Genomic DNA, 13119 nt, shown 5'->3' with positions numbered 1-13119 from the left:
ACGTAGAGAAAGTCAGGCAGATAGCATCTCTCCTTAAGTGTATATTTTTCACTGAAAACTCTTTCCTTTTCAAACGTGGAATCTGATTATAACGTTAATTGTTTATAATTGGAAGAAGTACTTTCAAGCTCACCAAATTATAGGAGTGTGAATTCATGAAACTTCAATTCAACTTATTCCCAGACGGATTATCAAAGGCGCTCACTATGAGCTATGATGACGGCCAGAAACACGATATCCGCTTGGCTGGTATTTTTGATCAATATGGAATTAAAGGGACCTTCCATTTAAATAGTGCAATGATCAATGCACCTGGGTTCTTATCGCCCGCTGATGTTAAGCATTCGCTCAGGAATCATGAAGTGTCCGCCCATTCCGTTACTCACCCACATCTAGAGCGTCTTCCTTTACCGATGGTAATTGAAGAGTTGTTCGAAGACCGTAAACGATTGGAAAAGCTGGTGGATTATCCAGTGCGAGGCATGTCCTACCCCTACGGTACATACTCTCAGGAGATAATTGCACCACTTCAGTCCGTTGGCATTGAATACAGCCGCACTGTTCACTCTACCAAACAGTTTGATATGCCTCTTAATTTCATGGAATGGCATCCAACCTGCCACCATATTGAAGATCTGCATCAGGTTTGGGAGCGATTCACCATGGAAGGACCCTCCCAGAAACTAAGACTCTGTTATGTTTGGGGCCATAGCTATGAGTTCGCACAGCAGAACAATTGGGAGTTAATCGAAACTTTTTGCCAACAAGCAGGTGGACATTCAGATATTTGGTACGCTACTAATATTGAGATTTATGATTATGTCACTGCCCTGTATTCACTGAAATTAAGTGCCGACAAAACGATTATCCGCAACAATTCTGCCATAGATGTTTGGGTATCTATTAATGATCAACCCGTTCAGATTAAGGGTGGAAGTATGATGACAACGAAATAATCATAAATACATAAAAAAGAGCGATGTTCAACATCGCTCCTTTTTTGTACTAATTATATTGATGTGATTCCGAATTATTTCGCTAGAAGTGTATATGTCACTGTTTTTGCTTTTTCCTCAAGGATTGGCGTATAGGTGAATGTCAGCACATTCCCCTTACGGCTTTTCATCCCTAACATTCTGCTCAGAATGTATTGATCTCTGCCATCATTTACTTTATCCCATTCTTTACGATCCTCACTAGTAATCAGTTCTTCACTGAGATTGACGATTTCTCCTGTACTGCTGTAGACAATATATAATTGTGTTGTATCTAATAAGCGAACAAGTGCCACATCCTCCGCGGCGTACTCCACTATGAAATCACCGGTTGCCCCGGTTAATTTCTCCATCTCAAACAACTTGCCCAAACCGCCATCCTTAGTAATATACTGAACATTCTTCCCATCGGTCATATACACCTGAGTGGAAGGTACTTGAGGCGCATGTGGATAAGCAGAAATCATATAATGATAATCCATTTGCTTAATTATTGTACCTGCTTGAACTAATACCTGATAGCTGTTGCTGAAATCATTAAACATTGCATAGTGATTGTCCGTTAACTGGAGTAAGTCCGTGCCATTTCCAAGTTTTTTAATCTCAAATCCATGATTGTAAGCTGACTCCTTAAGGGGTAGTTGGCCAATAATTACTGGTTTCCCAGCTGCCGTAGCCCGGTAATATAAATTAGCGTTTTTTTGAGATATCCAATAGGATCTACCTTCTACAGAAGCAGCAACAAATCTAGGTTCATCTACGATTTGGATAACCCCATCCGTTTTATTAAGCGCGGTTTTACCCCCGAGTACACTGACTGCAGAGACCAATGGCAAGTACAACGAACCTTTTATGATACGAGGAGATTTTGTTAATGCCATCGCTGCCCCGTTCACTTTTGACGTTGCAGCACCCGCGGTGAAGATGATTTCACGCTCTGGACGTACCAGCTTGGCCATTTTGGATTTTTGATCCCACAATAACGTATAACCCATAGCATCTGCGAGTGATTTCAAGGGTACAAAAGTTGTACTCTCCGCGATCACTTGTTTACTGCTGATTCCAATTTCTTTATAGTTAAATTGAATTTGCTTGTCTGCTTGCGCAGATACCGATCCATATCCAGTACTTAAAATCAAAACAGCAAAGATCCCTAGCGTTACCTTCCATTTATTCATATCTATCCGTCTCCTTCGACATTATAATCATATGTAATTAGACGGAAGATAATGGAAAAAGTTTCTTCTCACCCTCTAGCAAACTCATAAAATGCCAAAGCATCCTCCCAAGTTGGGAATCCTGCTTGCGCCAGTTTATCGCTGCCCCCGCCTTTACCTTTATAGCTGCCTAGATGAGCTTTGAAAAAAGCTCCACAGGAAATCTCCGTGCTCCCATTCTGCGCAAAAACAACCTTATTCTCCGCAGAAGTAGCTAATAATACAGGAAGATCACATTTCGAAGTCAGCTTATTTGCTAAGCTCTTTAGATCTTTTAGAGATTTACCCTCAAATACTTGTGCGATCATCTTTCCCGCTTGCTCATTTAAAAGCTCTTGCACAACATAGTCGTCATTTTTTTCTTTAAGCAGGTAAATTTCAGCTTGCAGCAGCTTTTGTTCATTTTCCCATTTTTCAATTCGATCAATAATCTCATCTTTGCCTGTGTTGAATTTGGAAGACAGTGTTCCAAGGATTTGCTGACTAGTATTTAATTCCTCTAAAGCACGATATCCACATTTAAAATAAATCCGCGTGTTCGCTTTTATTTTCTCAGCTTTCAAAAGCTTAATTATCCCAATTTCACCCGTTGAGGACACATGTGTCCCCCCACAAGCGTTGTATTCAACATCTTTGATCTCAACAATCCGGATGTTCTCTGTCACTTTTGGCTGTTTAACCAATTTAAGCTGTGCAGCCTCTTCCCCTGTTACGAAATAGCTGAGAATATTGTGATTTAAGTAAATCTGCCGATTAACTTCTCTCTCTATGGAGTACAGTTGATCAGCAGACAGTTCTGGCACTTCTATATCAATAGTGCAATAGTCCTCACCTAAATGAAAGCTTAAGGTCATAAAGTTATGTTTTTCTAGACAAACCGCTGAGAGCAAATGCTGGCCACTATGCTGCTGCATATGGTCAAATCTTCTATTCCAATCGATCTGACAAGTTACCGATTCCTCATTAGGTAAACGTTCCAGCTTATGCAGTACAAGCTCTTCCTCACTGATTACATCAAGCACAGGGATTCCCTGAATAGCTCCAAGATCACAGGGTTGTCCACCACCATGCGGATAAAAAGCCGTCTCCTCTAAAAGAACATAAAGCCCATCTTCTCGTTCTATGGTTTCAGTCACACGGGTTGGCCAATCAGTCAGGTATGTAGAATTGTAGTATAGTTTGTTGGTCATAAATGGTTTCCTCTCTTTTTTACGTTATCGACATATTAAGTTTATAGTATCATAACGGATAGTGTGAATCTTATTATTTCAAAAAAACCAGCTCCACGCAAAAACTGCGTAGAACTGGTATTAGGGTAATTAACAAGAACAAGTAGCATCTTTTAAATTTCTAATGGCAATTGCATTTAGTCGAAGCGCTTCTACTATTGAGTCTCTTACTGCTAACAATTCAAATCTTTCACGACTGCCAATAGGCAACCTGCAAAGAATGGCTTCAATTCTTTTAAGACTTTCTTTCAGAACCACTCTTTGCTTACGCAATGCGTTCAAAGCTCTTTGAATTTTTCTCTTCTCTGCAGCAGTCATAAACTACCACCTCTTTTCGATTGTGATAGTATATGAGATGCTTATTCCCCCTTATTTGCTTGTACAATCCGGAAACCAAATAACTATATTTACTCTTTTTTGCTAGCTTCCATGATAGGAACGGACCAGTCTACATTAGAATACATTCGATTGTTTATCGTGCGCACTAATTGAAGCTGCTCGGGAATTTGTGTAAGGCCATCGGCACGGAATTGGAAATATTTCTTTTGATTATTTGACTGAGACTCGATAAATTCAATATAACCATCTTTCCATCCTACCCCTTTAGTAGTAAAAGCTCCTTGTTCAGTGAGTTTGTACTCCTTGCCATCTAGTGTCTTAAATATCCATTCACTATTTAAAAACTCATTTCTCAATCTTCCTCTAAAATGTAATACACCTTCCTTCGCTGATACATTGTTATCGGGAGATGACTCCACTGTAAAATCATTTAACATCAGTTCATCCCCGTCAAATGCAAAGGGAATCGGCTGTTCTTTCAACTTGGCAGGCTCAAATTGCACACTAGAACCATCCTTCTCTGGGATGAAATATCCATCCAATACGAAAGTATAAGGCGTATCCTGAGGTAAATATTTAAACGTATAGCTCCAGTGCATAAGTCCCTTTGTTGCCCCGGGAAGGTTAGAGTAGGACATCACGCTATTCTTATTAGGAAACTTTCTAGCATTAACACTGTGAATCTCTTCGCCTGCTGTATCCTCAAAATGGAATTTCAAGCCCTGTTGCTTCCATAGTTCGCCAGGAGAACGGGTCAATGCCTCTTCACTCAATTGCGTATCAAACTCAAAACGAACACCTTGCACCATATGAGTTAATTTTTTCAAGGTCACAGTTAAACCGTCCGGGGAGGTGTAGCTACCCGTTAGTGGCATGGAGGTTGTTTGTTTATTCGCTTCTGTCATATCCATAGAAAAATTGAAATTCCAATCGCCTTTAAGAGTAGGGATGTTCTTGCGTTCACTTCCCAATTCAGTAATATGACCTTCGACCGTAATTCGATCAGTTTGCAGAGGTTCAGTGAAATTAGCGATCAAATAGTAAAAGTCACTGGTAAATCCTATATCGTATAACTCCCCAACAACCTTCCCTTGATCATCCTTAATCGCAATACTGTTCCCATCATTAAGGGCCAACCGCTTTTTATCATGCTTTCCATCTGGTCCAAACAACTGTAACGCAACAATTACCCGTGTAGGATCTGCCACTGCTTCATCTATTTTGATTGTGTAGCCCTTATCCTTCACCTTAATATTAGGATGCTCTACCAACCCAAATTCTTGTGCTCGTAGAAGGCCAATGTCCATGTTGTTTTTTACAAAAAGAGAACGTAAAGTCTCTGCCAGTGTAGGAACGGAATATAAGATCACGGCACTTAGCACAACCAGTAACAACGCCGCACCCATAAATAATCTCAGCAACTTATTGCGCTTCGGATGCTTGCGATTCCTTTGTGTTGGAGTAAATTCCTCAAGCTCTACTTGTTCCAAAGAAGCCATTACTTGAGCAGTAAATGAATCTGGTAAGCGCTCTTCATACATAGCCTGCGACCATTCAGCTTGTTCCTCAAGCTCTGCTTCGTAGATCATATTACAATGCGTACAAGTTGCCATATGTTCAGCTACGGCTTGATCTCGTAAGATAGATTTGCTTAAAATATATTCTTCGATCTCATAGGAATTTAAGCACCTCATCGGTCTTCACCTCCTGGAGTGTAATTAGCTGCTTCAAACGCTGTTTAGCCCGGTATAAATCATTTTGAATCTTGCTTAATGGAACATCTAGAACCATACACATTTCTTCATAGCTTAAATCATTGGTATAACGAAGCAGTAAAGCCGTACGATAATTAGACGGGAGCTTCTGCATCAGGTGAAGCAGCTCTGTGCGATGCTCCGATCGCATTAATTCTTCTTCTGGATTATCCGAAAGAGAATGTTCGGCATTGTCGTCCGGCAAACTCGCTGTCGGTCGGTCTTTTTTCCACAAATCCTTCAGTAAATTAGTCGCGATAGCATATAGCCACGCCGCAAAATTCTTATCCAAATCATGTGAGGCCAGCTTACGGTAAGCTTTAATAAACGTCTCCTGCGTTATGTCTTGTGCATCTTGATGATTGGCTCCCATTCCTCGCAAAAGCCCATAAATTTTATTCTTATATCGATTTACAAGATACGAATAGTCTTCTTTATGTCCATCGAGAACATTTTGGATCCATAGCCTCTCATCCTCTTTTTCAACTTTCGGTACATGTCCCTTCACCTTGAAGCCTCCTTGAAGCACGATACTATATAGACGATCCCTATTAAAAAAACTCTCACTTTATACAAAAAAAAGTAGATCTTCAAATAAAACGAAGACCTACTGTGTAATCTACCGATTACGTTTTAGAACAAAATACAACAATTGATCCATTTCTAAAGCCATAGAATCACTGAAGCGCTAAAGAAACCACTTTACTCCAATAAATTAACTCTTCATCCCTACCATATGCCCCGATACATTGAAATCCTAATGGCATGTTATTTATAGAGGCAGCTGGAATACTCACCGCAGGCGCTCCAGCATATGACCAAATGGCCGTCATTCCGGTCCATCCGGTTCGTGAACCCCACAGCGGAGCTGTTCCTGCCTGAGCTGGCGAAACCCACAAATCAATCCCCTGTGACTTCTGCACATCTAATAGATCATTTCTGAGCTTGATTTGTCCGCTACGATATCCTTCCAGTTCTTCCTCAGTGATGGTTCGTCCAGATAAAATAGCCTGCCGTACGGTATCCTCATAAAGATCTTTATAAATATCAAATAGTGAATGATGGACTTGCGCCATTTCTCCGTGAACAAACCGCACCATGGCATCTCCGTAGATAAAGCTATCTTCCCACGGCATCGCAACTGTTTTTATGCTGAACCCTGCTTCCTCAAGCTTCTTAAGCTGCTTCTGAAAGGTTATCTTGGTGTCATCCTCCAATAATGTCATGTATACACCTTCGGGTATCCCTAGCACAGGTTTACGAGCTTCATTAAATGGTTTCCATTCTGTTACTAGCTCCGCGGCGAGAAAGTCCATACCCTCCATATCCTGAGTGAAAAATCCAAACGTATCAAAAGATGGCGACATCAATTGGACACCATCTATAGGGATACGCGCATAACTAGGTTTAAAGCCGACCACTCCGCAAAATGAAGCAGGTGCCATAACAGAACGCAAGGTTTGTGTACCTATCGCAAATGGACAGATACCCGCGGCAACCGCAGCAGCAGAGCCTGCACTAGAGCCGCCAGGCGTATGATTTAGCTGATGAGGATTGCGGGTTGTGATAGGTCCGGCATAAGCAAATTCCTCCGTCACTGTTTTGCCGGTGAACCAAACCCCTTTTTGCCGAAGCTTTTGAATAAAACTGCCCTCAGACTTCGTCAATGCTTGTGGGGGAAGGTTCGACCCTGCACGGGTAGGCAACCCGTCTAAGTGAATTAAGTCTTTGATTCCAACAGGTATTCCATATAGCGATGGGTTAGGAAATTCCGAATACTTCTCTCTTACCCTAGCCACTTCATTTTTTATTCTATCTGCTCGGTTCTCCTCTGGCACAAAAGCACGCACGTGTGGTTCTACTTTATTGTAAAGATCTAAATACTGCGTTAGATATCTATCCATGGTCACATCTGAGGTCTTATTGCCCTGAGCAAACTGAGCTAACGAAGATTTATTAATGTACATGTCTGATTGGAGCCCTCCTTAATATTCACTTAAACCAGGAAGCCATTTAAAGACGATTGTATTAATTTGGAACAGCTTCATGTTACTAGTTAACCTTATCTATGGCTATACTTTAGTTCTCTATTTCTATTTTCATCCACAATATTGATTACACGATCCACCCACCCTTGATAAAATTGCTCCTCATGAGAAACCAGAATCACTGTACCTTTAAATTGGATTAAAGCATTCTGTAAAGCATCTTTTGTTTCGGCGTCTAAGTGATTAGTGGGCTCATCTAAGATTAAGAAATTGCATGCTGTAAGCAATAAAAGACATAGCTTAACTTTGGATTGTTCGCCACCGCTGAGTGTACGGATAGGCTGTGTAACGTGACTATCTTTTACAACACATAATGCTAGATGACGACGTATTTCCTTAATAGTCAATTTTGGATAAAACGATGAGACGATTTCAATAGGTGTCATGTTATCGTTTTCCCAAATTAAATCTTGCTCGTAGTAACCAATAGAGACTTGTTCCGCAAAGCGGAATGCCCCGTCAACACTGGGGATTTGACCAACTAATGTTTTCAGCAATGTTGATTTTCCGATGCCGTTAAAGCCTGCTATGACTATCTTTTGTCCTCCTCGAATGGAAAATGTTAATTTTGGCAGCAGCGGCCTATCGTAACCAACCACAAGATGGTCTACTCTAAGCGCAACTTGTGCAGTAACAGGAAGCTCTTGAAAACGGATAGATGCTTTAGTGACAAACGTCGGTGCAGCGATTCTCTCCATACGATCCAGCTGCTTCTGACGGCCACGGGCAATTCTAGAATTAACACCAGCACCATTTTTCCGGATATATTGCTCAGTGGCTTCAATTTTTTTCTGCTGTGCATGGTACTGCCGGATATGGCTTTCTCGAAAATGCTCCTTCTGTCTCAAAAAATCAGCATATTTGCCATGATATTTTTTAATCGTTTCCCCTTCAATATCGCAAATGCTTGTTGATATTTTATCGAGAAAAGTGTAGTTATGAGAGACCACAATGAAGGCTTGATCGAACGCTATCAGATATTCAGCAAGCCAGTTAATATGCGTGGTGTCGAGATAATTGGTGGGCTCGTCGAGCAATAACACATCAGGTTGTTCAAGCAACAGCTTTGCCAATATAACTTTGGTTCGCTGCCCCCCACTAAGCTGATCAATAGGACGGTCCATCCCCATTGCATTTAATCCTAGCCCCGTAACCACTTTACTGATATTGCTCTCGATAGAATAATAGTCGAGCGCCTCAAGTCGTTCCTGAAGGTCTGCTGCCTTCTGCAAAAGCACTTCATTGCCAGAAACAGCACATTCCGCATAAAGTGCATTCATCTTTTCTTCCATTTCGTATAATTCAGTGAACGCTCTCCTTAAATAACTTTGAACGGTACTTGACCCATCAATAACCGCGTATTGATCAAGATGACCTATTTTGATATTGGGCTGCCATTTAATCGTTCCACCATCAGGAATCACCTCGCCCGTCAGAATACCAATCAATGTGCTTTTCCCTGTTCCATTCTGACCCACTACACCTACATGCTCCCCTTTGTAGACTTCCAAAAAAACCTGTTTATACAGCACTTTATCTCCAAAAGCATGTGATACATTAGAAACCTCAAGTAAACTCATTTGCTTTCCTCTTTTCTATAATTGTTTTTAAGCACAAAAAAAGCAGAAGACACCGCGCCCTTGGGCGCAAGCCTTCTGCTTATTAGTGCACGAATAGACGGCACAAATAGATAATTGTCAGTTTGGAAACTGAACATTATAAACACAAAAGGCTGTAGACGAAAATTGTCTACAGCCTCTTAATCATTAACATCGGAAGATGGCGTAATCAAATAAGCATGAATAATCACACTAAAATGACCTAGCTAGCTTTCGATGATATAAAAAGCGATTCGCTTTTTGATTAAGCTCCGGACAACGTTTCATCGTTTGTATCCGATTGTTCGGAGCAGCTTCTGGTATATAATTTTTCAGTTTCCACATGAATCATGTTGAACCATCCCTTCGTTTGGCTACATTTTAAATCGTGTATCCGCACTTGTCAACCACCATCCGAGAGGTGCTGTTATTTTTTGCGGGCGCGTTTGACCGTACCGATCCTAGTCCCTTGAGGAATAGTAATGAACTGGCTCTTCGATACACCAATAAGCTGTGAAGTATAAATACTACTATGTCCGGAGAATAAATAACTCACCACACAAGCGATAAACATGTATATGGCTCCTTCCGAACCAAACAGCTCGATCCCCATTAAGAAGCAAGCGATAGGCGTGCTAGTAGCTCCACAGAAGACAGCAATAAAACCGAGGGCAGCTAAAAAGGGTCCATACACATGTAATATTCCAGCCAAGACATTTCCTAGTGTGGCACCAATCGTAAATAACGGAGTAACCTCACCACCCTGAAATCCTGTTCCTAAGGTAAAGGCGGTAAAGATCAGCTTCCATAAAAAAGCGAACGGCGAGACATCTCCCTCAAAAGAATCCTTGATTAACGGAATTCCGAGGCCTAAGTAATCACGAGACCCTACAAGGAATACTAAGGCAATGATAATTAATCCACCTACGGCACCTTTTATCATTGGATTGCTTATCCTGGCGGTGAAGATTTTTTTTAGAAAATGAGTCAGTTCACTGAAAAGCATACTCACGAGACCAAAAATTACAGAGGCCAATACCACTTTTAGAATAATCATTAAACTTAAAGCTGGAAATTCGTTCACTACATAGTGTGTATGATGAACACCCCACAATCGAGTGGTGACCAGATCACCAACAAAACTAGCCACAAAACATGGAAGTAATGCCTGTTGGCTAATAAGTCCAATGGTTACTACCTCTAGACCAAATAAGGTTCCAGCCAGCGGTGTTCCGAAAATAGAACCAAAGCCTGCACTGATCCCGCACATTAACAGTATCTTACGATCCAGAGGACTGATTTTAATCAGCTTTCCGAACCATTCCGCAAGGCTTCCGCCCATTTGAACAGCTGTCCCTTCACGCCCAGCGGATCCACCAAATAAGTGGGTTACCAGTGTCCCGAACAATACTAAGGGTACCATCCGTAATGGAATGGTCTCGTTACCATCCTGAATTTGTTCTATAATAAGGTTATTTCCTTTAGCGCTGTTTTTTCCGTAACGCATATATAGGAAACTAACAAATACTCCCCCAAGAGGCAACAAATAAAGTAGCCCTGGATGCTCTAAACGTACATCTGTTACGTAATCCAAGCTTTTTAGAAAAAAAGCAGAGGCGGTGCCGGATAAAATACCAACTACACTGCCGAGCACAATCCATTTGATAAATGTACTCCAAAGAGCAAAATAACTTCGCTTCTTAGTGATTTCAAACCATCGGGTAGACCATGGATTCATCTCGACAGCTCCTAAGGACAAAATAAATTAGTCTCAACAATAAAACAGACTCCTACCAGGGAAGCTCACACTGGTAGGAGTCATTAGTCTCAGAGAGACAGTTACGGCGAACTCCATCGCCCTTTATAAAACTTAAATTATTCTTCTTCTGAATCTACGTTATGATACACTTGTTGAACATCTTCCAGGTCTTCCAAAGCATCAATCAATTTCTCGAATTGAGCTTGAGCATCTTCTGGGAGTGCCACATAGTTTTGTGGAAGCATGTTTAACTCAGCAACAGTAAATTCAGTGATGCCTGCATTCTTGAATACTTCTTGTACTGCATTGAACTGATCAGGTTCTGCATAAACAATAACTGCATCATCCTCTTCCAGCACATCGCGTACATCAAGTTCTGCATCAAACATCATTTCAATTACTTCATCAGCAGTTTTACCTTCTACACCTATAACGGCCGTAGAGTCAAACATGTAAGCTACTGATCCGCTGACACCCATATTTCCGCCATTCTTACTGAAGGTTGAACGGATCAATGGAGCTGTCCGATTAACGTTATTTGTTAGCGCATCAACGATGATCATTGAACCGCTAGGTCCAAATCCTTCATAACGAAGCTCTTCATAATTTTCTTCAGCGCTACCTTTAGCCTTATCAAGCGCACGGTCAATGATCGCTTTTGGTACATTGTAAGTTTTTGCACGTTCTAATACAACTTTCAGGGCCCGGTTCGCTTCTGGATCGGGTTCGCCCTTCTTTGCTGCTACATAAATCTCAACACCAAACTTTGCATAAACACGACTTGTGTTTGCGTCTTTGGAAGCTTTCTTTTCTTTAATATTATTCCACTTACGACCCATATTGTTCCCGCTCTCTTTCAACATGAATTAAAAACAATTGTTACTTATTATACCCTTCTTCGATAGCTCTAGTAAAGTGCAGTAGTAGGTTAATCCTCTAAGCTGTCACAATACAGATAGAAAAAGCCCCTGATTCAATCAGGAGCCTGCTAATTTTTTATAGATTACTGCCAAATTTCATCTGCAATCTCTTTAATAAACTGCAGTTTATCCCATTGCTGTTGATCTGTCAGATGGTTTCCTTCTTCCGTAGAGGCAAAACCACATTGTGGGCTCAGGCACAACTGATTGATATCCACATATTGCGAAGCTTCTTTAATCCGTCCAATGATTTCTTCTTTATTCTCAAGCTCACCTGACTTCGAACTGAACAAACCTAAAACTACTTGTTGATCTTTAATAAATCTAAGGGGTGCAAAGTCTCCGGCCCGATCCGTATCGAACTCCAGATAGAAACCATCTACATCCACCGTTCCAAATAACACTTCTGCGATAGGCTCGTATCCGCCGGATGCTGCCCAAGTGGACGCGTAGTTCCCACGGCATACATGCATCGTGATAACCATATCTGCTGGATGATCTTTAATCGCTTCGTTATTTACAAATGCGTATAACTTAGCGATTTCGTTAACATCTACACCCTCTTTTTGACGGGCTTCCCAATATCCTTTATCACAGAGCATACCCCATGTGCAGTCGTCCAATTGCAGATTACGGCAACCTGCCTCATAGAAATCACGAATAACTTCACGATAAGCTGCAGCAATATCAGCCACAAGTTCATCCTGCTTGTCGTAAACAGCTACAGTAGTCTTTTGATTGCGCTGAAGTTCAGCAAGGAACTGCGCTGGCGAAGGAATCGTTTGGCGCGCTACTACATCATTTCCCGCTACGCTAACCAATTGTCTGTAGTCAGCGATCATTGGATGGTTAGTCCCACGGATTTTACCGGATAATTCTGCAGTTTCCGCTCTGGTCTCTACACCATTAAACAGGTAGCCCACTGGGCTGACTTTCTTTGTTACCCCTTCAAGGCCCCACATAAAATCTAAATGCCACCAGGAGCGGCGGAACTCTCCATCCGTTACACCTTTTAATCCAACCGCTTTTTGTTTTTTCACAACTCTGGCAATCTCTGTATCTTCTACCTTGCGCAATTCATCAGCGGAGATTTCATTATTTTGATATTGGACACGAGCTCTCTTAATCGTTTCCGGACGTAAGAAGCTGCCAACGATATCTACTCTGAATGGCACTTCAGTTCTTTGTTTTCCTTTTTGGATGGTACTCATAGGGGTTCGGCCTCCTTCATTGTCTGTGCTTTTCTGTTGAATTCACTAT

11 protein-coding genes and 1 riboswitch are annotated in these 13119 nt (G+C 41.4%); of the genes, 1 reads left to right on the top strand and 10 read right to left on the bottom strand.

Translation table 11 applies throughout. The annotated features are described in order from the left end of the window. Window positions 1-155: 155 nt before the first annotated feature. A complete protein-coding gene (locus tag MHH89_RS05550; RefSeq protein ID WP_341086524.1) occupies window positions 156-956 on the top strand; it encodes a polysaccharide deacetylase family protein in 801 nt (266 codons plus the stop codon). A gap of 74 nt (window positions 957-1030) precedes the next feature. Here MHH89_RS05550 and MHH89_RS05545 read toward each other — a convergent pair whose 3' ends face one another. The 10 genes from MHH89_RS05545 to MHH89_RS05500 form a co-directional block, all read right to left on the bottom strand. Then, window positions 1031-2173, bottom strand: a complete 1143-nt coding sequence (locus MHH89_RS05545; RefSeq protein ID WP_341086522.1) for a copper amine oxidase N-terminal domain-containing protein — start codon at window positions 2171-2173, stop codon at window positions 1031-1033. 68 nt (window positions 2174-2241) lie between these two features. Then, window positions 2242-3402, bottom strand: coding sequence for an alanyl-tRNA editing protein (locus MHH89_RS05540; RefSeq protein WP_341086519.1), 1161 nt, complete (start codon window positions 3400-3402; stop codon window positions 2242-2244). A gap of 129 nt (window positions 3403-3531) precedes the next feature. Continuing rightward, window positions 3532-3759: a hypothetical protein gene (locus tag MHH89_RS05535; RefSeq protein ID WP_076190427.1), complete on the bottom strand. Its 228-nt coding sequence runs from the start codon at window positions 3757-3759 to the stop codon at window positions 3532-3534. An 89-nt stretch (window positions 3760-3848) separates the two neighbouring features. Continuing rightward, window positions 3849-5474, bottom strand: coding sequence for a DUF4179 domain-containing protein (locus MHH89_RS05530; RefSeq protein ID WP_076306776.1), 1626 nt, complete (start codon window positions 5472-5474; stop codon window positions 3849-3851). Next, on the bottom strand, window positions 5452-6042 hold the full coding sequence (locus MHH89_RS05525) for an RNA polymerase sigma factor (protein ID WP_076125840.1): 591 nt from the start codon (window positions 6040-6042) through the stop codon (window positions 5452-5454). Before MHH89_RS05525 ends, MHH89_RS05530 begins: the two co-directional genes overlap by 23 nt. A gap of 169 nt (window positions 6043-6211) precedes the next feature. Beyond that, window positions 6212-7501, bottom strand: a complete 1290-nt coding sequence (locus tag MHH89_RS05520) for an amidase family protein (RefSeq protein ID WP_076309381.1) — start codon at window positions 7499-7501, stop codon at window positions 6212-6214. A 95-nt stretch (window positions 7502-7596) separates the two neighbouring features. After that, complete coding sequence (locus MHH89_RS05515) at window positions 7597-9162, bottom strand: ABC-F family ATP-binding cassette domain-containing protein (RefSeq protein WP_341086516.1); 1566 nt, start codon at window positions 9160-9162, stop codon at window positions 7597-7599. Between the two features lie 445 nt (window positions 9163-9607). Next, on the bottom strand, window positions 9608-10918 hold the full coding sequence (locus MHH89_RS05510) for a voltage-gated chloride channel family protein (protein WP_076217512.1): 1311 nt from the start codon (window positions 10916-10918) through the stop codon (window positions 9608-9610). A gap of 67 nt (window positions 10919-10985) precedes the next feature. Beyond that, window positions 10986-11048, bottom strand: a riboswitch (Fluoride riboswitch). Window positions 11049-11055: 7 nt separating this feature from the next. Next, window positions 11056-11778 (bottom strand): YebC/PmpR family DNA-binding transcriptional regulator, encoded by a 723-nt coding sequence (locus MHH89_RS05505; RefSeq protein WP_036678376.1) that lies wholly within the window; start codon window positions 11776-11778, stop codon window positions 11056-11058. Between the two features lie 164 nt (window positions 11779-11942). Then, window positions 11943-13070 carry a 5-methyltetrahydropteroyltriglutamate--homocysteine S-methyltransferase gene (locus MHH89_RS05500; RefSeq protein WP_076146088.1) on the bottom strand — a complete coding sequence of 376 codons (1128 nt, stop codon included), beginning with the start codon at window positions 13068-13070 and terminating at the stop codon, window positions 11943-11945. Window positions 13071-13119 lie beyond the last annotated feature (49 nt).

The organism is Paenibacillus sp. FSL H7-0323 (assembly GCF_038002725.1).
Lineage (GTDB): Bacteria > Bacillota > Bacilli > Paenibacillales > Paenibacillaceae > Paenibacillus_AQ > Paenibacillus_AQ odorifer.
This window is presented reverse-complemented; position numbering and strand designations above follow the sequence as displayed.